At 44.6% G+C, this 24,108-nt stretch carries 18 protein-coding genes and 1 other annotated feature; of the genes, 12 read left to right on the top strand and 6 right to left on the bottom strand.

Translation table 11 applies throughout. The annotated features are described in order from the left end of the window. Window positions 1–375: 375 nt before the first annotated feature. Together NX845_RS22665 and gltB are read right to left on the bottom strand one after the other, a co-directional pair. A complete protein-coding gene (locus NX845_RS22665; RefSeq protein ID WP_004734985.1) occupies window positions 376–1,845 on the bottom strand; it encodes a glutamate synthase subunit beta in 1,470 nt (489 codons plus the stop codon). Further along, the gene (gene gltB / locus NX845_RS22660) at window positions 1,845–6,392 is read right to left on the bottom strand and encodes a glutamate synthase large subunit (protein WP_004734986.1); all 4,548 of its coding nucleotides are present in this window, start codon (window positions 6,390–6,392) and stop codon (window positions 1,845–1,847) included. The genes NX845_RS22665 and gltB overlap by 1 nt, the downstream gene beginning before the upstream one ends. 530 nt (window positions 6,393–6,922) lie before the next feature. Here gltB and NX845_RS22655 point away from each other — a divergent pair. The 4 genes from NX845_RS22655 (at window position 6,923) to NX845_RS22640 (ending at window position 12,780) form a co-directional block, all read left to right on the top strand. Continuing rightward, window positions 6,923–7,876, top strand: coding sequence for a TIGR01212 family radical SAM protein (locus NX845_RS22655; protein ID WP_102549001.1), 954 nt, complete (start codon window positions 6,923–6,925; stop codon window positions 7,874–7,876). A 91-nt stretch (window positions 7,877–7,967) separates the two neighbouring features. Next, a complete protein-coding gene (locus NX845_RS22650) occupies window positions 7,968–9,719 on the top strand; it encodes a diguanylate cyclase domain-containing protein (protein ID WP_017077703.1) in 1,752 nt (583 codons plus the stop codon). A gap of 150 nt (window positions 9,720–9,869) precedes the next feature. Next, the gene (gene arcB / locus NX845_RS22645) at window positions 9,870–12,329 is read left to right on the top strand and encodes an aerobic respiration two-component sensor histidine kinase ArcB (protein WP_108155618.1); all 2,460 of its coding nucleotides are present in this window, start codon (window positions 9,870–9,872) and stop codon (window positions 12,327–12,329) included. A 7-nt stretch (window positions 12,330–12,336) separates the two neighbouring features. Beyond that, complete coding sequence (locus tag NX845_RS22640) at window positions 12,337–12,780, top strand: hypothetical protein (protein ID WP_260257190.1); 444 nt, start codon at window positions 12,337–12,339, stop codon at window positions 12,778–12,780. 204 nt (window positions 12,781–12,984) lie between these two features. On the opposite strand, the gene arcA is transcribed toward NX845_RS22640, so the two are convergent. Together arcA and NX845_RS23440 are read right to left on the bottom strand one after the other, a co-directional pair. Continuing rightward, the gene (arcA, locus tag NX845_RS22635) at window positions 12,985–13,701 is read right to left on the bottom strand and encodes a two-component system response regulator ArcA (RefSeq protein ID WP_004741534.1); all 717 of its coding nucleotides are present in this window, start codon (window positions 13,699–13,701) and stop codon (window positions 12,985–12,987) included. Between the two features lie 372 nt (window positions 13,702–14,073). Continuing rightward, window positions 14,074–14,232, bottom strand: a complete 159-nt coding sequence (locus tag NX845_RS23440; RefSeq protein WP_004734992.1) for a hypothetical protein — start codon at window positions 14,230–14,232, stop codon at window positions 14,074–14,076. Window positions 14,233–14,279: 47 nt separating this feature from the next. On the opposite strand from NX845_RS23440, the gene NX845_RS22630 reads away from it, so the two are divergent. Then, window positions 14,280–14,765 (top strand): putative 4-hydroxy-4-methyl-2-oxoglutarate aldolase, encoded by a 486-nt coding sequence (locus NX845_RS22630; RefSeq protein WP_108155617.1) that lies wholly within the window; start codon window positions 14,280–14,282, stop codon window positions 14,763–14,765. A gap of 29 nt (window positions 14,766–14,794) precedes the next feature. Here the strand turns inward: NX845_RS22630 and NX845_RS22625 are convergent, their stop codons facing one another. Continuing rightward, window positions 14,795–15,271, bottom strand: a complete 477-nt coding sequence (locus NX845_RS22625) for a hypothetical protein (RefSeq protein ID WP_017077706.1) — start codon at window positions 15,269–15,271, stop codon at window positions 14,795–14,797. A gap of 317 nt (window positions 15,272–15,588) precedes the next feature. Continuing rightward, window positions 15,589–15,707 (top strand) — a sequence feature (Thr leader region). Between the two features lie 29 nt (window positions 15,708–15,736). On the opposite strand from NX845_RS22625, the gene thrA reads away from it, so the two are divergent. The 3 genes from thrA to thrC are packed head-to-tail and all read left to right on the top strand — an operon-like array spanning window position 15,737 to window position 20,450. After that, window positions 15,737–18,196: a bifunctional aspartate kinase/homoserine dehydrogenase I gene (thrA, locus tag NX845_RS22620; RefSeq protein WP_017087520.1), complete on the top strand. Its 2,460-nt coding sequence runs from the start codon at window positions 15,737–15,739 to the stop codon at window positions 18,194–18,196. 17 nt (window positions 18,197–18,213) lie between these two features. Then, entirely contained in the window at window positions 18,214–19,170 is a 957-nt protein-coding gene (gene thrB, locus NX845_RS22615) for a homoserine kinase (RefSeq protein WP_260257193.1), read from the top strand. Then, window positions 19,167–20,450 (top strand): threonine synthase, encoded by a 1,284-nt coding sequence (gene thrC / locus NX845_RS22610; RefSeq protein WP_004734997.1) that lies wholly within the window; start codon window positions 19,167–19,169, stop codon window positions 20,448–20,450. Before thrB ends, thrC begins: the two co-directional genes overlap by 4 nt. Window positions 20,451–20,528: 78 nt before the next feature. On the opposite strand, the gene grcA is transcribed toward thrC, so the two are convergent. Continuing rightward, window positions 20,529–20,906 carry an autonomous glycyl radical cofactor GrcA gene (gene grcA, locus NX845_RS22605; protein ID WP_004734998.1) on the bottom strand — a complete coding sequence of 126 codons (378 nt, stop codon included), beginning with the start codon at window positions 20,904–20,906 and terminating at the stop codon, window positions 20,529–20,531. A 326-nt stretch (window positions 20,907–21,232) separates the two neighbouring features. On the opposite strand from grcA, the gene nfo reads away from it, so the two are divergent. The 4 genes from nfo (at window position 21,233) to NX845_RS22585 (ending at window position 23,875) form a co-directional block, all read left to right on the top strand. Beyond that, window positions 21,233–22,141 carry a deoxyribonuclease IV gene (gene nfo, locus NX845_RS22600; RefSeq protein ID WP_260257189.1) on the top strand — a complete coding sequence of 303 codons (909 nt, stop codon included), beginning with the start codon at window positions 21,233–21,235 and terminating at the stop codon, window positions 22,139–22,141. Between the two features lie 106 nt (window positions 22,142–22,247). Then, complete coding sequence (locus NX845_RS22595) at window positions 22,248–22,376, top strand: hypothetical protein (RefSeq protein ID WP_017072853.1); 129 nt, start codon at window positions 22,248–22,250, stop codon at window positions 22,374–22,376. A 180-nt stretch (window positions 22,377–22,556) separates the two neighbouring features. Beyond that, a complete protein-coding gene (gene ung, locus NX845_RS22590) occupies window positions 22,557–23,237 on the top strand; it encodes a uracil-DNA glycosylase (protein ID WP_260257188.1) in 681 nt (226 codons plus the stop codon). Between the two features lie 86 nt (window positions 23,238–23,323). Continuing rightward, the gene (locus tag NX845_RS22585) at window positions 23,324–23,875 is read left to right on the top strand and encodes a hemerythrin domain-containing protein (RefSeq protein WP_102456525.1); all 552 of its coding nucleotides are present in this window, start codon (window positions 23,324–23,326) and stop codon (window positions 23,873–23,875) included. Window positions 23,876–24,108 lie beyond the last annotated feature (233 nt).

Raw genomic sequence — 24,108 nt, 5'->3', positions numbered from 1 at the left:
TATACTTGTTATTTTTTATAAGCTTATAGTTTGTCTTTAGCTAGTTAAAACGTTATTGGTTGTGTTAACAAAACCGATTGGTTTTATTTTCACCAGCTTTACAACGTATAGCTAATTGTGTTTAAGGTCAAGTTCATGGTTAATTATCATGCGTAAACGCGATTAACCACGTAATAATCTAAAATAGTAGAATGATATCAAAGGGATATAAAAGGTAGATGTTAATGGGATTTAACATGTGCAACGAAGGGAATGTCGCAGGAGCCGTAAGGCAGATAGAAAAAAGGCTAGCATCGAGTGCTAGCCAAACATAAAAGTTAGGAAGGGTGTTGCTTTTCCTCTAGGCTAACGTCATCGACGTTAGCCCGAGAAATATTATGCGGAAAGCATGAGTGAATCAGCTTTCGCTTCTAAGTTTGAGTTACCCATTAAGAAGTCATCAATGGCAATTGCACATTCACGACCTTCATTAATACAACGTACAACCAGAGACTGGCCAGTACGCATATCACCAGCAGCGAAAACGCCTTTCTGGTTCGTCGCAAAACCTTCAGAAGCGACGTTACCGCGCTCGTCCAGTTTAATGTCTAGTTGAGCAAGCACGCCTGTTGGCTCTGGGTGTAAGAAGCCCATTGCAAGGAATGCCATGTCACATGGAATAACACGTTCAGAGTTCGCTACTTCATCAAAACCTGGACGTTCGCCTGGTTTTGCGTCTTGCCAAACGATGTCAGCGATACGTAGACCCGTTACTTGACCTTGATCGTCGCTAATGAACTCTTTGGTTAAGATGTTCCAATGACGTTCACAACCTTCTTCGTGAGAAGTGGTGGTTTTCATGATCATTGGGTATTGAGGCCAAGGCATATTTGCAGGGCGTTTTTCTGGTGGGATCGGCATGATCTCAACTTGAGTAATGCTTGCTGCTTTATGACGGTTTGATGTGCCTACACAGTCAGAGCCCGTATCACCACCACCGATAACCACAATGTGCTTATCTTTAGCGTGAAGCTCTTCTGTCTTAAGATCTAAGTCGTTGGCACGGCGATTATTTTGACCAAGGAATTCCATGGCAAAATGAACGCCTTTAAGCTCACGACCTGGGATTGGTAAGTCGCGTGGAACCGTAGAACCACCCGTTAGCAATACCACATCAAACTCTTGGCGTAACTGTTGAGCATTAACATCAACACCGATGTGTTGGTTAACTTTAAATTCAACGCCAGCTTCAGCCATTAGGTTGATCTTACGATCAATCACGTCCATACCCAGTTTGAAATCTGGGATACCGAAGCGAAGTAGACCACCCACTTTCTCGTCACGTTCAAATACCGTTACCGAGTGACCGGCACTGTTTAGCTGCTCAGCTGCGGCTAAGCCTGCTGGGCCTGAACCGATAACTGCGACAGTTTTCCCTGTGCGAGATCGTGGTGTTTTAGGCTTTGCGTACCCTTCACGGTACGCAGTTTCTACAATCGTTTTCTCGATATTACAGATAGTGATTGGGTCTTGGTTGATGCCAAGAACACAGGCACTTTCACAAGGAGCAGGACAAACACGACCTGTAAACTCAGGGAAGTTATTGGTAGAGCTAAGAATGTTCCAAGCCTCTTCCCAGCTGTCGCGATAAACCGCGTCATTGAATTCTGGGATGATGTTACCAATCGGACAGCCGTTGTGACAGAAAGGTACGCCACAGTCCATACAACGAGATGCTTGAGTATTGATCTTTTCACCAAACTCTTCGTTAAGTACGAACTCTTTGTTGTCTTCAATTCGAACTGACGGGTCGAGCTTCTTTGGAAGCTCACGACCGTGTTCTAAAAATCCAGTAGGCTTACCCATTATACTGCCTCCACTTCTTCCGTTTGTGCCTGTTGTGCTTCAGCTTTACGCTTTTGAAGAACCGCTTTGTAGTCGCGTGGCATTACTTTAACTAGCGATGCAACACTTGCTTCAAAGTTGTCTAGGAAAGACTGAGCAACTTCACTTCCTGTGAATTCAACATGCTTAGTTAGCATATCTAGTAGAAGATCTTTATCTTCTTGTTCAATTGGATCTAGGTCTACAAGTTCTGCGTTGAGCTTAGTCTCGAAGTCACCTGCTTTATCCCAAACATAAGCGACACCGCCACTCATACCTGCAGCAAAGTTACGACCCGTTGAACCAAGGATAATTGCCGCGCCGCCAGTCATGTATTCACAACCGTGGTCACCAACACCCTCAACAACAACCTTCGCACCAGAGTTACGAACACAGAAACGTTCGCCAGCCATACCGCGAATGAAAGATTCACCAGAGGTTGCACCGTAGAAACATACGTTACCAACCACGATGTTATCTTCAGCAACGATAGTAGATCTTGCATCTGGGTACAGTACCAACGTACCGCCAGACAGACCTTTACCCCAGTAATCGTTCGCGTCGCCTTCTACTTCGAACTTAACGCCTTTCGCAAGGAACGCACCGAAAGATTGACCAGCACTACCGTGGAACTTAACGTTCATTGGCTGTGGTAAACCTTGGTCTTTGTAAACCTTCGAGATTTCGTTCGACAGCATCGTGCCTGCTGAACGGTCCGTGTTGATGATAGGGAACTGAGCGGTAACCGCTTCACCTTTCTCAAGCGCTGGGATTGCAGCCTGAATCAACTTACGGTCTAGAACGTCTTCAAGATTATGATTCTGTGTTGTCTGGTTGTAGATACCATCTTCTGCACGAGCCTGCTCAATGTGCAGTACCGGTGTTAGATCTAGGTTCTTGTACTTCCAGTGACCGATGTCATCACGAACTTTAAGTTTGTGCGATTGACCAACCATCTCATCAATAGAGCGGAAGCCAAGTTCAGCCATTACTTCACGTAGACCTTCAGCCATGTATTGGAAGAAAGTGACTACGTCTTCTACGCGGCCGTCGAAACGCTCACGAAGAGTTTTGTTCTGTGTTGCGATACCAACAGGACATGTATTCTTGTGACACTTACGCATCATGATACAGCCTTCAACAACTAGAGCAGCTGTTGCTACGCCCCATTCTTCAGCGCCAAGTAACGTTGCGACTGCAAGGTCACGTGGTGTTTTCATCTGACCATCAGACTGAACAACGATACGGTTACGTAGGCCGTTTTTCAGCAGTGTCTGGTGCGTTTCCGCTAGACCTAGCTCCCAAGGCAGGCCTGTGTGACGGATAGAAGACATCGGAGATGCACCCGTACCACCATCAAAACCTGCGATAAGTACTACGTCAGCTTTCGCTTTTGCTACACCTGATGCAATCGTACCTACGCCAGCTTCTGATACTAGCTTCACGTTGACACGGCCGTTACGGTTCGCGTTTTTCAGATCGTAGATCAGCTGAGCCAAATCTTCGATTGAGTAGATATCGTGGTGCGGTGGTGGAGAGATAAGACCTACGCCCGGAGTCGAGTGACGCGTTGCGCCGATCCAGTCATCAACCTTATCACCAGGTAGTTGACCACCTTCGCCAGGTTTCGCACCTTGAGCCATCTTGATTTGCAGCTCATCAGCGTTAGATAGGTAGTAAGACGTTACACCAAAGCGACCAGAAGCCACCTGTTTGATTGCTGAACGTTCCCAGTCGCCATTTTCTTTACGCTCGAAACGTGCTGGATCTTCACCACCTTCGCCTGAGTTTGATTTCGCGCCAATGCGGTTCATCGCGACAGCCAGTGTTGAGTGAGCCTCATGCGAGATTGAACCGAAGCTCATTGCGCCTGTTGCGAAACGCTTAAGGATTTTCTCAATAGGTTCTACTTCTGCTAGAGGAATAGAGCCTGCTGGGTTCTTGATGAAATCAAGTTGGCTACGTAGTGTTGCTGCGTTGTCGCCTTGAGCATCAACGGCGTTCGCGTACTTCTTGAATTGACCGTAATCTTTGTTACGCGTCGATTCTTGAAGTAGAGAAATGGTTTCTGGGTTGAATAAGTGCTTCTCACCACGTTGTTTCCACTGGTAAACACCGCCAACATCAAGAACTTGAGCTGGGATTTCACGAGCTGGGTAACCAACACGGTGACGAACTAATACTTCTCGTGCGATATCGTCGATCGTTAGACCTTGGATACGAGAAACAGTACCAGTGAAGTATTTTTCAACCACTGATTTGCTAACACCAAGTGCTTCAAAGATTTGAGCGCCGTGGTAAGACTGCAGCGTAGAGATACCCATCTTCGAGAAGATCTTCAGTAGACCGCCGTTAACACCCTTACGGTAGTTATCGAATAACTCACGTGGATGAACGTTTGGATCTAGCTTCTTAGTACGTTGCAGTTCAACAATCGTTTCGATAACTAGGTATGGGTTAACTGCGTTTGCACCGTAACCAATTAAGGTTGCAAAGTGGTGTGTCTCACGAGCATCGCCCGTTTCAACAACGATGTCACACTTAGCACGTAAACCTTTACGGATTAGGTGGTGGTGAACCGCGCCAACCGCCAGCATTGCTGGAATAGCGGCATGGTTAGAGTTAACCGCACGGTCAGTTAGTAGGATGATAGAGTAGCCATCAATAACCGCATCTTCTGCATATTGGCAGATACGTTTAAGTGCGCGCTCTAACTTACCTTGGTCTCCGTTTGCTTGGAATACGATATCCAGCGTCTTCGATTGAAGGTGCTCGTTATCGATTGCGCGCAGTTTCTCTAACTCTGAGTTAGAAAGAACAGGAGACTCAAGTTCTACTTTTTGACAGTGTTCAGGTGTTTCAGCAAGTAAGTTCTGATCTTTACCTAGGTAAGTGTTCAGAGACATAACCATACGCTCACGAATCGGGTCGATCGGCGGGTTAGTTACTTGTGCAAACAACTGCTTAAAGTAGTTTGAAAGGTGCTGCGATTGATGAGAAAGAATCGCTAGCGGCCAGTCAGCACCCATTGCAGAAAGTGGCTCGTAGCCTGTTTTTGCAAGAGGGAGAATGATTTCGTTTACTTCTTCAGAGCTCACACCAAACGATTGTTGTTTATGAAGCAGTTTCTCTGGAGAAGGTTGGTTAAATTCGTTGCTCGCATCGGGTAGCTTTTTCAAGCTCAGAAGGTTCTCTTCAACCCATTTTTCGTAGGGTTGCGACTTAGCGATACCGTCTTTCACTTCTTCATCAGAAATGATGCGGCCTTGCTCAAGGTCAGCAACGAAGATACGACCAGGCTGCAGACGACCACGGTATTCAACGTTTTCAGGTGCGATCTCAACAACACCAGACTCAGACGCCATCACCAGGAAGTCGTCTTTAGTTACTGTGTAGCGAGAAGGACGCAGACCGTTACGGTCAAGAGTTGCACCAACTTGAACACCATCGGTGAAACATACTGACGCTGGGCCATCCCATGGTTCCATTACGTTCGCGTGGTACTGGTAGAACGCACGACGAGTTGGATCCATGTTTTTGTTTTCTTGCCATGCTTCCGGGATCATCATCATCAACGCATGTGGCAGAGTACGACCTGAAAGAACAAGTAGCTCAAGCGCCATATCGAAGTTTGATGAGTCTGAGCTACCTTCTTGACAGATAGGAAGCAGCATGTCGATTTCAGCTTGTGTAAACAGATCCGATTCTAGGATTGCTTCACGTGCTTTCATCCAGTTCAGGTTGCCGCGAACCGTATTGATTTCGCCATTATGCGCGATGTAACGGAAAGGCTGAGCTAGACGCCAACGAGGGAATGTATTGGTAGAGAAGCGAGAGTGTACGAGTGCTAGAGCTGTCACCATAGTTGGGTTTTGCAGATCTAGGAAGTACTGAGGAACTTGTTCAGTTGTTAGCTGACCTTTGTACACCAATGTCTTGTAAGACATAGAGTTGATGTAGAAGTCATCACCGATATTTGAAACGCTTTCTAGGCATACACGAACCGTGTAGTTACGTAGAACATACAGTTTACGCTCAAGCTCTTCTGGTGTGATACCAGGGCCGCCAGAAATAAATACGTGTTCAAATTGAGGTTCAGTGCTTAATGGGTCAGCACCAATCATTGAATTGTCAGTTGGAAGTTCACGGTAGCCGATAACTTCTAACTCAAGGCGCTGTGCATTGCGTTCTAGAATGTCACGACACTGTGCACGTTTGTATTCATCTTTAGGGAAAAGTACAACACCAACACCATATTTTTCAAAAGATGGCAGTTTAATTCCAAGCTTTACGGCTTCTTCTAGTAAGAATTCGTGCGGCTTCTGTAGCAGGATACCTGCACCATCACCAGAACACGGATCGCAGCCTTGACCGCCGCGGTGTTCCATACGTGCAAGCATATCGAGTGCTTGAGTTACTACATCATGAGATTTGCGATTCTTTAGATGCGCAACAAAACCGATACCACAAGCGTCATGCTCCAATTCAGGAGTATACAGACCCTGTGAGTTCTGCTCTTGATCTACCATAGATACATCCTTCCAGTTAAATCTAGGCGCAACTTATTTGTATTAAGTTAGCCTTGTCCTTTTATATTTATGGGTCTAAACCTGCCTATGCTGGCGGTTTGAATCCTTTCCGTATCTCGCAGGAAAAGTATTGCGAGAAAAACAATCCTTAGTGATATCCGTTTATTTTTAGCCACAAACTAGTGGTTTATATAGGTGGGATATGGGTATCACCGACTTATTGGCAAGTTTTAGATGTAAGTAAATACTCAAAAATAGCCAATATGTGTAAGTATCCTACAATTTTGTCTAGGCGAATTGCAATGAAAGTTGCTCCATGTAGACCATTTTTTTCGTTTTATTTTGAATTTAATGTCTAACAAATGTGCAACATTAGGCAAATAGAGCCGATTTTTTGCATGTTTATTGATATTTGATAGGTTGCTCGCAAAAAGCCTTGCGTAAACTAATTGGTCGAATTTTGCAGGGATGTAATTTTTTTTCAGAAAAAGACTGAGATTCATTTTTATTTACTTGAGCACTTTGAAAATATGCAATTACACGAGTTGGTTAATACTATCGGCCAAGACCTTCAACGTCGTTATGGCGAAAAGGTTCACAAGCTGACACTTCATGGTGGTTTTAGCTGCCCAAATCGAGACGGCACAATCGGTCGCGGTGGTTGCACTTTTTGCAATGTAGCGTCTTTTTCCGACGAGCAAACTCAGATTCAAAGTATTGCCGATCAATTAAAAGACCGTGCGGGTGAGATTGCCCGTGCTAAGAAGTATCTTGCTTACTTTCAGGCATACACCAGCACTTATGCTGAAGTGCAGGTGCTCAAGAACATGTACGAAGAAGCCCTTAAAGCTCCGGGTGCCAATATTGTTGGCCTTTGCGTTGGTACAAGACCCGATTGCGTGCCTGATTCTGTATTGGAACTGCTGTCGGGTTACGTGAAACAAGGCTATGAGATTTGGCTAGAGCTCGGGCTACAAACGGCCAATGATAAAACCCTCAAGCGAATTAACCGTGGCCACGATTTCGCGGTGTATGAAACGATCACTCGGCGTGCTCGTGCTTTGGGGATCAAGATATGTACTCATCTTATTGTTGGCCTGCCCAAAGAAACCAAAGCGGATAACCTTGAAACTTTAGATAAGGTATTAACCGTTGGCACCGACGGTATTAAGCTGCACGGGCTCCATATAGTAGAGGGCAGTACCATGGCTAAGGCGTGGAAGGCCGGAAAGCTAGAAGCACCAAGCCTTGAGGAGTACATTGATATCGCGACTGAGGTGATTCAACGGACTCCAGCAAACGTGGTTTATCACCGAGTATCTTCTGCGGCGAGACGCCCGACGTTACTCTCACCTTTGTGGTGTGAGAACCGTTGGTTAGCGATGACTGAGATTGGCCGTTCGCTTGATAAAACTGGCGCACAAGGCATCAAAACTGGCTCTGCATTCGAGTACACACTGCCCGTTTTAAACGCAGTCAATTGATAGAAAATGGTGACTGTCGGTAACAGCAGATAAAACCAACAAATAGTGGTAACATTTCCCTCACAGATTTTATGGTATAGATTGAGAGTAAATGGAACTGGTAATGACTTGGTTGTGGGACAGGGCGTATGGCTACGGTATTTATATCGTTGTTGTATTGCTGATTGCTCTCATCTGCTGGCATCTTTATTCACGTTATCAGTCGCATCTTGAAAAACTTCTACTCGCTACTCCATCGCCACTCTACTTTGTTGATGTTCGAAGTGGAGAGATCTTATATGCCAATCGCCAAGCTATGCAGCTGCTTGGCATTCGCCAAATTGGCGTTAACTTTCGATTCCCTACCGTTGAAAGCGAGAATAGCTTTCGTCATTACTTAACCAATCACATCAACTCTCGATCATTTGAGCAGGTTTCTCTGTGGGCGCTGTCTGAATTTGAGTCCTTTAAGATCAATTTGGTTGGTCGCAGGATCCGTTTTAGAAGCAAGAAAGCGTGGATGATTCACGCATCACCGTATAAAAATACAGATGAAGAGGTGTCCCAAGAAGTTCGTGAGCTTAATGTCGCGCGTACCGCTTTGGATTCTTTATCTGAGCTGATCTATGTAAAAGATCAAAAGGGTGAGTTGGTGACGAGTAATCGCTCGTTTAAAAAGTTTTGGCATGGTCGCTCAGAAGAGGGCACTTTGAGTGTTTCTGGCGGGGCGTTAAAAGGTCGAGTCAGTGAACGTTCGTGGACAACGGATCAAGACGGTAAGGGTTGCTTGCTTGAAACCTACCAAAGTGTCTTGCTCTCGCAAGATGGATCAACCATAGGCACGCTCTCAATTAGCCATGATGTGACCGATTGGCACGACATGCAGCAAAAGCTGCGCGGTGAAATGGAAAAGCGAAAAGATACTGAAGTCGCGCTTGCCCAACGTGACACCATCCTCCAAAACATCTTGGAAGCGAGCCCTGACTCGATTGGTATCTTCAACGAAAATATGGTTTACCAAGCATGTAATAAGCCATTTGTGGCTGCGCTGGGTATCTCTGAAGTGAGTGATTTAGTCGGCAAGCGTCTGCAAGATGTGGTGCCTAATAGTATGTATATGCGTATTTCAGACACCGATCACCAAGTGCTTCATCAAGGTAAGTCATTACGCTATATCGATAAGGTCGTCTCTAGTGATGGCGAATACACTTGGTATGATGTGGTGAAATCACCGTTTAGAGATCTGGCATCAAGCACTAATGGTGTGTTGATCATGGCGCGTGATATTACAGAGCGTTACCTTGCGGAGCAGAAACTTGAAGAAGCCAACCTTGAGCTTGAGCGTCTTAGCTTTATGGACAGCCTGACTCAGGTTTCCAACCGCCGTCGTTTTGATGAACAGCTTTCGACGCTGTGGCATTATCATGTGCGTGAGAAATTACCACTGACGATTATGCTGTGTGACATCGATTTCTTTAAAGGTTACAACGATTTTTACGGACATCAACAAGGTGATGATGCTCTGATCCAAGTCTCTCAGGCATTTAAGCAGGTGCTGAACCGTTCATCGGATTGTGTGGCTCGTTACGGTGGTGAAGAGTTCGGCTTTATTCTACCGAATACCACGGCTGAGGGTGCTCAGCTGGTGGCACAGCGTATCCATGATGGGATCCTTAAATTGGAACTGGCGCATGAGAAATCGAATGTCTCTGAATTCATCACGGTGAGTATTGGTATTATCTCTTACATTCCGACACCTGATGATGAAATGGATTCGGCGGTTGCTTTGGCTGACAGTGCGTTGTATCAAGCTAAATCCGACGGTCGAAACCGTTCTATGGTGCATCCTTCCTCAATTCGATAGCGCATTTATCTCTTGCTGCCCCTCTATTTATCCCACTTATCTGTTTTAAACAATATAACTGTAGCTCTCTTGCTGCGTGTGATGTAGCTAGCTTACCTCCTCTCTTTAAACAGGGTAGAATATTGCTAGTCTTATCGCATGGAGCGTTAAATGAAACCCATGAAAAATCTCGCTCAGTATTACGTGGATCTACTCGTAAAACTGGGGATTGTCCGCTTTTCTATCTTACTCGCCTTAGCGCTTGTAGCCCTCGCAGTTGTTGTGCAAGTGGGGATAACCCTCGCACTCAAAGGTAATGTTGATGATATCGACATTGTCCGTTCGGTTTTCTTCGGTTTAGTGATCACGCCTTGGGCGGTTTATTTCCTATCAGTGGTCGTAGACCAGCTGGAAGAGTCTCGTCAAAGGTTGGCGAAATTGGTCTCTAAGCTTGGTGACATGCGAGAGCGAGATCAAGAGCTCAACAATAAACTGCAACTCAATATCGAGAAGCTTAATCAAGAAATTGAAGAGCGTGAAAAAGCGGAAGAAGCGCGTGCAGAAGCAATGCACGATCTTGAAAATGAGGTGTTCCAGCGTGAGCGAACTCAGCTTGAACTCGCAGAGCGTACGGCATTGCTACGCTCGTTTATCGATGCCTCTCCTGATCTTATTTACTATCGCAATGAAGATGGTGTGTTCTCTGGTTGTAACCGTGCAGTTGAAGAGCTTACTGGCAAGACAGAAAAAGATCTCGTTGGCTTAACGCCTTGGGATGTTTATAGCAAAGAGATCGCTCAACAAGTTGTTGAAACCGATAAGAAGGTATTTGCTGACAACCAAGCACTGACTTATGACCAATGGTTGGAATACCCTGATGGTCGTAAGAGCTACTTCGAACTGCGTAAGGTGCCTTTCTACAGTAAAGAAGGTCGTCACTTGGGCTTGGTCGGTTTTGGCCGTGATATTACTGAGCGTAAAGAACACCAAGAGTCACTGGAGAAAGCCAGTCGCGATAAGACCACCTTTATTTCAACCATTAGCCACGAGTTAAGAACGCCGCTCAATGGCATCATCGGCTTAAGTCGTATGTTGTTGGATAGCCAACTGACGACCGAGCAGCGCAAGCAGATGCAAACCATCAAGGTGAGCGCGGTGACATTGGGTAATATCTTTAACGATATTATCGATATGGACAAATTTGATCGTCGTAAACTTGAGTTATTCCCAACTCCGCTCAACTTTGAAGATTTCGTTGTCGAGATCGAGAGTATTTCTGCGTTAATGGCAGAGCAAAAAGGGTTAAGGTTTGATCTTGAAAGGTTATCGGATCTTCCTGCTGCGGTCGAAGTGGATGGTACTCGTCTTAGACAGGTGTTGTGGAACCTTGTTAGTAATGCCATGAAGTTCACCAAAGATGGTGGTGTGGTGATGACAGTCAGCGCTGAAATTGATGGCGACTTTGCTAACATCACGATGGAAGTAGAAGACACCGGGATTGGTATTCCTGAAAGTGAAATCGAGAAGATCTTCGCGATGTACTACCAGGTGAAGTCGGGAACAGACAATCTACACGCTGTCGGTACTGGTATTGGTCTTGCCGTGTCTCAACAGTTGATCAATATGATGGATGGTCACATTGAAGTCACCAGTGAAGAGGGCTTTGGTAGTACCTTTACGGTTTCTATTCGAGTGCCTGTTAATCACGATACTCAGGCTCTGATCAAAACGCCAAGAAAGCAGTCCAATCTTAAGATCTTCATGGTCGAAGATATTGAGCTTAACATCACAGTAGCTCGCTCTCTACTTGAAAGCCTTGGTCATGAAGTGACAGTCGTAATGACGGGTAAAGAGGCGCAAATCGTTTTCAACCCGAAAGATTATGACTTGGTCTTACTGGATATCCAGTTACCAGATATGACGGGCTTCGATATTGCTCAATACTACCGCGAGAAATATAGCAAGCTGCCGCCTTTGGTGGCATTAACCGCAAACGTATTAAACAACAAGCAAGAATACTTCCAGAAAGGCATGGATGAAGCGATCAGTAAACCACTGTCGGTTCGTGCAATCCAGGATGTCATCAGCGATCTTATCGAGGATGCGCCAGAGGTTATTGAGAAAGCTAAGGGTATTGATACAGCCAAGGGGATTGATACAGCAAAGGATGTTGAAAAAGTAACCGGTATTGAGAAAGTAACAGGTGTTAAGAAAGTAACCGGTGCTGAGAAAGTAGTAGGTGTTAAAAAAGTAACAGCGAGTAAGCCTGCTCTTTCAACGATTGATACCTCTTTGCTTGATATTGATATGCTAGAGTCTTATGTTGACATTGTCGGGTCGAAACCGGTTTTGGACAGCATCGTGATGTTTGAAGATATGATGCCGGAATATATGGAAATATTGAATTCCAACATGGTGGCGAAAGATCAAGACAGCATCGTTTCTGAAGCGCATAAGATTAAAGGTGCGGCAGGTTCAATTGGCCTGAAGCGCATACAGCAAGTTGCTCAGAAAGCTCAATCTCCAGATATGCCTGCGTGGTGGGAGAACATTTCAGATTGGGTTGATGAAATAAATAACGAATACCAGAATGACATTGAAGTCTTAAAGAGTTGGTTAAATCAAAGGTAGAAGAATAATGAAAAAATTAGTATTCGCCGCATGTGTCGTGGCATTAGCGGGTTGTTCTGCACCACAAGTAGAATGGCAGCAAGATAACCAAGTAGAAATATCTGCAGCGACAGTCACAATGAAAAGCAACCTGTGGCACAACAAGATGCCTACGATTGGAGAGGCTCAAGATAAGACTCTGCACGGTTCTATCTACCTAGAGTCTGACTCACAACTACCAGCAACGCTTGCGGTTGAGAGTGTGACAGTTAAACAGGGTGCGGATACCTTGTTGGTAACAGCTGACGATCTTGATTTAAGAACACACAGTGAAACTCAGTGGGAAGTCGCTTTTGTATGGCAGCTAGAGATCGACAGTGACAAGCCTGTTGATGTTGCGATTGAACTCAAAGACGGCGAAACCGTGAAGTGGCTGGTTGAGAAAGACGTTAAGGTTGATACGGTTTACTAAAACCTTAGCGATCAATGAACAATAAAAAAGGGAGAATGCGTTGGCATTCTCCCTTTTTAATCACTATTGATTACGCTTCGACTGTTAGAAGTACTATTGGTTTATAAGTACTATCAGTTTATAAGTACTATCGGTTTAGAAGTGCTATCGGTTTAGAACAGCTAACCGACTACAAGAACTAAACGGCCCGAAGCGCGAATCGAATTAGTCTTCTAGGTCACCACAAAAGCGGTAGCCTTCACCGTGAATCGTTGCGATGATTTCTGGCGTACCAGAAACAGACTCAAAGTGTTTACGAATACGACGGATTGTTACGTCTACAGTACGATCGTGTGGCTTAAGCTCACGGCCAGTCATCTTCTTAAGAAGGTCTGCACGTGTTTGGATCTTACCTGGGTTCTCACAGAAGTGAAGTAGAGCGCGGAACTCTGAACGAGGTAGCTTGTAGCCTTCGCCATCTGGGCTAACCAGAGAACGACTGTTGATGTCTAGTACCCAACCATTGAACTCGTACTTCTCAACGCTACGCTTTTCTTCTTGAACAGAGCTTGTGCTCATTGAACGGTTCAGAAGGTTGCGTGCACGGATAGTCAGTTCACGAGGGTTGAAAGGCTTAGTGATGTAGTCATCAGCGCCGATCTCTAGGCCAAGGATCTTATCAACTTCATTATCACGACCCGTTAAGAACATAAGCGCTACATTTGCTTGCTCACGTAGTTCACGCGCAAGTAGTAGGCCATTCTTACCAGGAAGGTTGATGTCCATAATTACAAGGTTAACTTGGTTGTCAGATAGCACTTGGTGCATCTCTTCACCGTCGCTAGCCTCAAAAACAGCATATCCCTCTGCTTCAAAAATACTCTTTAGAGTGTTACGAGTTACTTGCTCATCTTCAACGATAAGAATCTGCGGGGTTTGCATTTGGCGGTACCTAAATTTGTGACGAAACTGTGCTAATAGAATAAATTCTAGGCAAAAACATAACATACAGGTAATGTATTTTTGATGATAACTTAAAGTTTTCAAAAAAACACTTACTTCCAGCTATCTGCCTTCCTTGAAGTATTGCCCAATAACGTAGATCCAGTACGCCTTTCAATCATTCTGTTAGTGATTGCAGTGGATTCTATAATGTTAACAGCATGCTAACAACGCGAGAATGTTAATTCCATTCACTTTGTTGATTTACATCAATTGCCGTATCGCAACAAACTTTAATAGTATGGCTACAACTTAACCAATGTTATGGTGATTATTTAGCAGAAAAACTAGAATGATTATTCGAGATAGTTCTCACATCTCGCTTGCTAAAGACCAGATTTTGAACCAAGGAAGCTGAAAGCTGTCCTTAGAGTCTAGTAGATAAATATGCGCAATCAACTCTAATTCAATATTAAATTGAGCATAGAACAATGAAAACAAAGGATTAATTCTAACAACATATAAAAGCATAGAGGCACACCCGCATTAGATGGTAACGCCTTACTCACGGAGGATATATGCACGATATAACACCTGATTTGTGTGACGAGTTTGAAAGCAAAGTCACCCAACTGAACATGCCATTGCAGAACTTCGGTCAACGTGGCGCGTTCTGGGGAAAAATTGTAACAGTTCGTTGTTATCACGATAATTCCAAGGTTCGCGAGGTTTTAGATACTGACGGCAGTGGCAAAGTGCTCGTCGTAGACGGTAATGGCTCGTGTCAGAAAGCACTGCTTGGTGATCAATTGGCGATTCTAGCTATAGAAAACGGTTGGGAAGGCGTCATTGTGAATGGTGCGGTTCGTGATGTAGCGATGATGGCGCAGATGGATCTTGGTATTCAAGCGCTTGGGGCATCTCCATTTAAAACTGAGAAGCACGGTGTTGGGCAAGTTAATGTCACGCTCACGATACACAATCAACTGATTCAGCCTGGTGACTATATATATGCTGATTGGAATGGTGTGTTAATTTCAACGGAATTGTTGATTGAATCTTAACGGGCTTATCAATCACGAAATGAGATAGATTAGAAACGAAATCCTAATCCCACTTCAACACCTTGCTGCCACTCTTCATAATCAAGGGTGGCATGCAAATCTAGATTGTCGGTCAGTTGTACTCGGCTTGAAACCTCAGCGGCGACCGACTTTTCACTGTCCTCGGTTTCATCTTTATAAGTGTGCAGAGAACTGTTGAAAGAGACTCTCTCTGAGAATTGATAGCTGACACCACTCAAGAATCCACTCTCATATTTTAGTGAATCACTATTAATACGTGTACCGACATAAAGATCTACATCGGCAAACAGACTGTAAGAATAGCCACTATCGACTTTCCAAGTGTCAAAGCTTTCACTTGATGCATTTTGTGTGGAGATAAAAAACTTATGGGCAGAACGATCGATTTGACTGGGTAGCAAAGGCAAATTGTTTAACAGAGGTAGGCTGTTCGCTGAACAAACAACAGGCATAGCAAAGGCTAAAAGAATAAGTAATCTCTTCACTTCCCACTCCTGATGTCATTATTATTGTTCTTCGAACGTTATCGTTCAATTAAAGCACAGAATTTGTACGTTCGCTGCACAATCGATATAGCATTTTGTTATGACTATATATGCAACTGATCACCATTGTTTGTTTGATGAGTTAATCCAGTCTCTGAATGGCAGGCTGATGCAGGGTGTTTTATCCCTTAAATGACGGTTTGCTCTGAAAAACGGTGTGAATGTAAAAAAAACGCAACTTTTCATTGACGTCTAGTGGTAAAAATTGATACACGTAGAGTAAAGCACAAGCAGAGAATTTGATATGCAGCACGTAAGCCACCTAGTAATGACCACCACCATTATTATTACCGACATTAACATTGTTGGGGCAGGCTGCTAAGTAACGGATTTTAAAAAAAAGGCCTGTATCCAACAAGATACAGGCCTTTTTTTGTACCATTTTTATGACTTATGGAGAAAGGGATGCGCGTTTTAAAGTTTGGAGGTTCATCATTAGCTGATGCAGATCGTTTTTTACGAGCAGCAGATATCATCGCTAATAATGCCCAGCAAGAAGAGCTAGCCGTTGTACTATCGGCTCCAGGAAAAACAACCAATAAGCTGGTTGCTGTTATTGAAGCAGCACTAAAAAATGGTGAAGCAGACGTACAGATCACCGAGATCGAATCATCATTCGCAGCATTGTTTGCAGAGATTCAAGCTGTATTGCCGTCAGTTGATGGCTCTGCATTTCAAGAGCAGGTTGATACCTCTCTTGCTCAACTTAAGCAGTTCGTGAATGGTATTAACCTACTGGGTATGTGCCCAAATCACGTAAATGCTCGCATCATCAGTAAAGGTGAGCGAATTTCAATCCAGTTGATGAAAGCGGTACTTGAAGCGAAAGGCCAACCGGCAAGTCTGATTGACCCAGTTCAATACCTATACGCTAAAGGTGACCACCTTGAAGCGATGGTCGATGTGGATGTTTCTACTCAGAACTTCCGTCAATCACCGCTTCCACAAGGTCACGTGAACATCATGCCGGGCTTTACGGCTGGTAATGAAAAAGGTGAGTTAGTAACGCTTGGTCGCAATGGCTCTGATTATTCAGCGGCGGTTCTAGCGGCATGTCTACGCGCTGATTGTTGTGAGATCTGGACAGATGTCGATGGTGTTTACAACTGTGACCCGCGTTTAGTGGATGATGCTCGTCTTCTTAAATCGCTAAGCTATCAAGAAGCGATGGAGCTTTCTTACTTCGGCGCTTCGGTTCTACATCCGAAGACTATCGCTCCTATCGCGCAATTCCATATTCCTTGCCTAATCAAAAACAGCTTCAACCCACAGGGTGCAGGTACTTTGATCGGCCAAGACACTGGCGAAGATAACCTAGCAATCAAAGGCATCACTACGCTAAGTGACCTAACGATGGTTAACGTATCAGGCCCAGGTATGAAGGGCATGGTTGGTATGGCGAGTCGTGTATTCGGCGCGATGTCTTCTGCCGGCGTTTCTATTGTCCTTATTACTCAATCTTCTTCAGAGTACAGCATCAGCTTCTGTATTGAATCTGCTGATAAAGTGAAAGCGAAGCAAGTGCTATCAGATGCGTTTGAACTTGAGCTGAAAGATGGCCTATTAGAGCCTGTTGAGTTCATGGACGATGTCGCGATTGTTACGCTAGTGGGTGACGGTATGCGCACTTCACGTGGCGTGGCGTCTCAATTTTTCTCCTCTTTAGCTGAAGTGAACGTCAACATCGTTGCTATCGCGCAAGGTTCTTCTGAACGTGCGATCTCTGCGGTTATCCCTGAAGACAAAATCTCTGAAGCGATCAAAGCGTGTCACGAAAACCTATTCAACTCTAAGCACTTCCTTGACGTATTCGTTGTTGGTGTTGGTGGTGTTGGTGGTGAGCTTGTTGACCAGATCCAACGTCAACAAGGCAAACTGGCTGAAAAAGGCATCGTGATTCGCGTATGTGGTTTAGCAAACAGCAAAGGCTTGTTGCTAGATAGCGATGGTCTACCGCTAGAGCAGTGGCGTGATCGCATGTCGAGCGCGACAGAAGAGTTTAGCTTAGCGCGCTTAAATGCACTTGTTCAACGTAATCACATCATCAATCCAGTATTGGTTGACTGTACGTCTAGCGAAGGCATTGCGGCGCAATACGCTGATTTCCTAGCGGCTGGTTTCCACGTGGTAACACCAAATAAGAAAGCAAATACAGCGAGCATGGCTTACTACCATCAGCTTCGTGAAGTTGCACGTAATTCACGTCGTAAGTTGATGTACGAGACAACAGTAGGCGCAGGTCTACCGGTCATCGAAAACCTACAGAACCTAATCTCTGCGGGTGATGAACTTGAGAAATTCAACGGCATTCTTTCTGGTTCACTGTCTTACATCTTCGGTAAGCTTGATGAAGGTATGACACTCAGTCAAGCAACCAATATTGCTAAAGATAACGGCTTCACTGAGCCGGATCCTCGTGATGATCTGTCTGGTATGGACGTTGCGCGTAAGCTGCTTATTCTTGCTCGTGAAGCGGGCATGGCACTTGAGCTTGAAGATGTTGAAGTTGACCAAGCATTGCCACCGGGTTTTGATGATTCAGGCACGGTTGAAGAGTTTATGGCTCGCTTGCCAGAAGCGGATGCTTACTTCCAAGAACAGTCAGCGATCGCAGCAGAAGAAGGCAAAGTACTTCGTTATGTTGGTGAAATCGCCGATGGTAAGTGTAAAGTTCGTATCGCAGCTGTTGATGGCGACGACCCAATGTTCAAGATTAAAGATGGCGAGAACGCATTAGCATTCTACAGCCGTTACTACCAACCGATCCCTCTAGTATTGCGTGGTTATGGTGCGGGTACTGAAGTTACAGCAGCAGGCGTATTCTCTGATGTGATGCGTACTCTTGGTTGGAAATTAGGAGTTTAGGAATGAGTTCAAGTGATATGGATGTTGTTGTTTATGCGCCTGCATCAATCGGCAATGTCAGTGTAGGGTTTGATGTACTGGGGGCCGCTGTGTCTCCAGTGGATGGCACATTGCTCGGTGACCGAGTAATGGTTAAAGCCGGTGATGAATCATTCTCACTAAAAACAGCAGGCAGCTTTGTTTCTAAGCTGCCAACTGAAACCAAAGAAAACATTGTCTACGACTGCTGGGTTGTGTTCTCTAGAGAGCTTGATAAAAAAGGCGTTGCGGTTAAGTCTTTGGAAATGACACTAGAAAAGAACATGCCTATTGGTTCTGGTTTAGGTTCAAGTGCCTGTTCAATTGTCGCGGCACTGGATGCTTTAAACCGTTTTCATGGTCAGCCACTGAATGAAACTGAACTGCTTGCTCTGATGGGCGAAATGGAAGGTAAGATTTCAGGCGGTATCCACTACGATAACGTTGCACCCTGTTACCTTGGTGGTGTGCAATTAATGCTGGAAGAGCTAGGTGTCATTAGTCAAGAAGTACCATGTTTTGATGACTGGTACTGGGTAATGGCGTATCCGGGCATTAAGGTTTCAACGGCAGAAGCTCGCGAGATTCTACCTTCTCAATATCGTCGCCAGGATGTCATTGCTCATGGTCGCCATTTAGCGGGTTTCATCCATGCTTGCCACTCTGGTCAGCCGGAGCTAGCCGCTAAGATGATCAAAGACGTGATTGCTGAACCATATCGTGAGAAACTGCTTCCAGGGTTTGCTGATGCGCGTAAATACGCAACCTCAGCTGGAGCGCTTGCTACTGGGATCTCCGGTAGTGGCCCAACTCTATTTAGCATTTGCAAAGAACAAGATGTCGCCGAGCGTGTTGCACGCTGGTTAGAACAAAATTACGTACAAAACGAAGAAGGATTCGTCCACGTTTGTCGCTTAGATAAGCAAGGTTCGATCGTTACAGGAAGTGAGTTATGAAGCTGTACAACATCAAAGAAAATGACGAGCAAGTCTCTTTTGGCCAAGCCGTTCGTCAAGGTCTAGGCCGCAATCAAGGTCTATTTTTCCCATCTGAACTGCCAAAGTTTGATGACATCGATGCGCTGCTAGCAGAGGACTTTGTCCCTCGTAGTTCAAAGATTCTCTCGGCTTTAATCGGCGATGAGCTACCAAAAGAACAGGTTGCTCAATTGGTGGATGCGGCGTTCCAGTTCCCTGCACCTATAAAACAAGTAAAAGATGGTGTTTACGCGCTTGAGCTTTTCCACGGCCCAACACTCGCGTTTAAAGATTTTGGTGGCCGCTTTATGGCTCAATCTTTAGCAGCTGTTTCAGATGGTGGTCAAATCACTATTTTAACGGCAACATCAGGTGATACTGGTGCGGCGGTTGCGCACGCTTTCTACGGTATGGAAGACATCAATGTTGTGATCCTTTACCCGAAAGGCAAGATCAGCCCACTGCAAGAGAAGCTATTTTGTACGCTAGGTAAGAACATCCATACTGTGGCGATCGATGGCGACTTTGATGCGTGTCAGGCGCTAGTGAAAGATGCATTTGACGATGCTGAGCTGCGTAAAGAGATCGGTCTTAACTCGGCAAACTCTATCAACATCAGCCGTTTAATGGCTCAGATCTGTTACTACTTTGAGGCGGCTTCTCAGCTGACTAAAGAGCAACGTGAAAACCTAGTTATTTCTGTACCAAGTGGTAATTTTGGTAACCTTACAGCAGGTCTACTCGCTAAAGCACTAGGTCTACCTGTGAAACGTTTCATCGCAGCAACCAATGAAAATGACACGGTTCCTCGTTACCTAGAAACAGGACAATGGGATCCAAAGCCAACGGTAGCAACAACATCAAACGCGATGGACGTGAGCCAACCAAACAACTGGCCTCGTATCGAAGAGCTTTGCCAACTGAAAGGTTGGGGCTTAGATACACTAGGCAAAGGTAAGGTATCTGATGAGCAGAGTGCTGAGTCAGTACGTGACCTAAAAGCACAGGGTTACCTATGTGAACCACATGGTGCGATTGCTTACCGTCTACTGGAAGAGCAACTGCAAGAGAACGAAACTGGTCTGTTCTTGTGTACTGCACACCCAGCGAAATTCAAAGAAGTGGTTGATGATATTTTAGGTACGGATATTGAACTGCCAGGCCCGCTAGCAAAACACGCGGCGATGGAGTTGTTATCTGAAGATCTTGATAATGATTTTGAAGCGCTAAAAGTAGTGCTTCGTCGAGTTCAACCGTAACGTACATCTGTATTGTTGAACAAATAAAAACGGCGCTCAATGAGCGCCGTTTTTGTATTCTAATTCAAGCTCTAAAAATTATAGAGACTCAGTGAACGTACGTGCGATAACGTCACGTTGTTGTTCAGTCGTTAGAGAGTTGAAACGTACAGCGTAACCCGATACACGGATAGTTAGCTGTGGGTAGTTCTCTGGGTTAGCAACTGCATCTTCTAACGTTTCACGCTTAAGAACGTTAACGTTTAGGTGTTGACCGCCTTCGATGCGTGGTGCTGCTTCGATTGCAACTTCACGGCTTTCGTAGTCGCCTAGGTCTGCAGCTGAGATAACTTGGTCAGCTTCGAAACCTGCAGTAGCAACAACACAACGAGCTTCATTCTTTTCGTTGTCTAGTAGCCAGATTGAGTTTAGTAGGTCATCGTTTGCTGCTTTAGTAATTTGAATACCTTGGATCATAACTATCTCCTAGTCCACTGAATGTGGTTTGATTATGGTGTTAACTTTCGATTTTTGTTGAGCTGGGTAATATATACCTAATATCTGTAAGGTTAACATTGATTTAAGTCAAAAAACAACCAAAAACCATATTTTTACAAAGGTGATTATATTGAGGTAAATCAATAAAACCTTTGAAAACAAAGTAATTACAAAATATTTTAAAGTATAAAAAATATTTAACAGTCTTATTTGTTGTAAGTTTACTACATTTGTTGTGTTTTTATTGAACTACAAACGATACGACCCTTTATTTATTAAGCATTCTGAAAGTGTAAAGTGATTTAATGACAAACAATAATTCATCCTCAAAACCTCAAACCAATATTAAGTTTATTGGTGCTCATGTGTCTGCTGCTGGTGGTGTTGATCAGGCGCCAATGCGCGCAAGAGAGATCGGTGCCAATGCTTTTGCGCTGTTTACCAAAAACCAAAGACAGTGGGCAGCAAAGCCGCTGGAAGCGAAAACCATTAGTGCGTTTAAAGCCAACTGTAAGATGTTGGGCTTTAGTGCTGAGAATATTCTTCCTCATGACTCCTACCTTATTAACCTAGGAGCACCAGAAGAAGAGAAGCTAGAGAAATCACGTGCGGCTTTTATTGATGAAATGGAGCGTTGTAACCAACTAGGACTCACGCTTTTGAATTTTCATCCTGGGAGTCATTTGAAGAAAATCTCAGAAAGCGAATGTTTGGCCAAGATCGCTGAGTCTATCAACTTGGCTCACCAAGCGGTGCCTGATGTAATTGCAGTGATTGAGAATACCTCAGGGCAGGGGACTAATCTGGGTTGGAGATTTGAGCACCTAGCAGAGATCATCGACCAAGTAGAAGATAAGTCGCGTGTCGGTGTGTGTTTAGATACTTGCCATACGTTTACGGCCGGTTATGACTTACGAACAAAAGAAGCGTGTGAGCAGACTTTTGCTGAGTTCGAGCGCATTGTGGGTATGCACTATCTAAGAGCAATGCACATCAATGATTCAAAAGCTGAGTTTGCGAGCCGAGTCGATCGACATCATTCTTTAGGAAAAGGCGAGATTGGCTGGGATTGTTTTGAGTATATTGCCTCGGATTCTCGCTTTAATGGTATTCCTCTTATCTTGGAAACCATTGATTCGACGATCTGGAAAGAGGAAATTCAACAACTTAGAATGTTCCATCGCTCAGCAACGGCGGCGAGCGAAGAAGCGTAATAATAGAGGGGGAAATTTATTTCCGTCTATTTCTAAAAATTGGCACCTTTCTTTCATAGTACTAAAGTGAATATGTAGTTCACGATGTCTTACAGGAGGTGCCTTTATGTATTCAATCACCCAAACTTCAACTTCAACTTCAACTTCAACTGTTGCTGTCGCCAGCCGTTTACCGACACCAAACCGTCACGTGCATAGCCATGGCCACCATCGTACACAGCAAAAAAGTGGTTAATCGAGATAAACACAACTTGAACTGATTATTATGATTCATCAACAAGTGAACCCTACACATCATGTTTATTGATAGCTGTATGAGGTATAACTAGAGCCTTATTTAGGACAGTTAGCCGATACAGCTATTTTTTTGTCTGGTGAAAGCCCCTAGAAACCTTGATGATTGGGAAGTAAAACGATGAGCGCACCAAAGAGTTGGGAATCCATTATTAATGATGAACGTGACAAAGAGTACTTTCAGAGTGTTCTCGCTTTTGTCGAACAGCAACGTAATAGTGGAAAAACCATCTACCCTCCTCAAGAGCAAGTGTTCAGTGCTTTCGATATGACGCTTTTTGAGTCTGTACGCGTGGTTATCCTTGGGCAAGACCCTTATCACGGCGCTAAGCAAGCTCACGGTTTAGCATTCTCTGTGCTACCTGGCGTTAAAATTCCACCGTCTCTACGTAATATGTACAAAGAACTCGTACAAGATATAGACGGCTTTGAGATCCCGAGTCATGGCTACCTCGACACTTGGGCATCTCAAGGGGTGTTAATGCTGAATACGGTACTGACAGTAGAAGAGGCAAAAGCACACTCACATGCTAAGTGTGGTTGGGAAACCTTTACCGATGCCATCATTGCTGAGCTAAATCAGCGCTCTGAGCCGATCATCTTCTTACTCTGGGGCGCGCATGCCCAAAAGAAAGGCCAAGCCATTGATGCAGACAAGCACCATGTATTGACTGCACCTCATCCATCGCCATTATCCGCTCGTCGTGGCTTCTTTGGTTGTCAGCATTTTTCAACAACCAATAAGCTGCTTTCTTCTATGGATCAACAACCTATAGATTGGCGATTACCAACAGAGTTGTAGGTTGGTGGTTTTCTGAGCAGGGTCAAATCATAAATGAGCATCTTCGTATACACTTGTAAATAGTAGGTGTAATGGAGTGCAATACTATGATGATTGAAAGGATAAGACGAGAGCATGGCTATATGGCTCGCTTGCTCGCGATACTCAACAATAAGTTAGAGCATCTAAAACAAGAGCGAGAAATAAACTATAGCTTGATCGCAGAGGTGGTTCATTATCTCATGAACCATTCAGATAAGGTGCATCACCCGAAAGAAGACGTTATTTATCGTTACTACCTCAAGCAATACGGCAGCGATCAAATGATTGAAGACTTGGAGCTGGAACATCAATTGCTTTCTGAGAAAACAGCGGATTTTTTAGGTGTGGTCGATATGATCCTCCAAGATGCGGTTGTTCCTCAGCAAGTCTTTATTGAGCAGCTTGAAGCCTTTGTTAAAGCTCAACGAAAGCACATGGAATATGAAGAGAAGCATGTGTTACCGATGATTGTGAAGGCATTCACGGTCAAAGATTGGCAAGAAGTAGAGTCTCAATGGCTTCAACCGGAAGACGACCCTGTCTTTGGAGATACAATTGCCGATCAGTACCGCCAACTTGCGGCTCGTGTTCGACAGAATGAGCAAGAGTGCGTGTAGCCCGTTGTCGTATTGAAACGCTGCTATTATTAGGCGCTCTCTATTAAGACGCTCGCTTTCAAATTGTGCTCTAAATCGAAGAGTGGTTTCATACAATAAAAAAGGCACCTGCATAGGCTGTCTCTTGATCACAAGTCTGGTTAATCAAGAGACTTAGCGAGTTCATACCCTTCAAGGATGGTTTGTAACCTAAGCCATCCTTGCCATAACGTCTTTATAGAAGCGCGACCTGT

Source organism: Vibrio sp. NC2 (genome assembly GCF_025195005.1).
Taxonomy (GTDB): domain Bacteria; phylum Pseudomonadota; class Gammaproteobacteria; order Enterobacterales; family Vibrionaceae; genus Vibrio; species Vibrio splendidus.
This window is presented reverse-complemented; position numbering and strand designations above follow the sequence as displayed.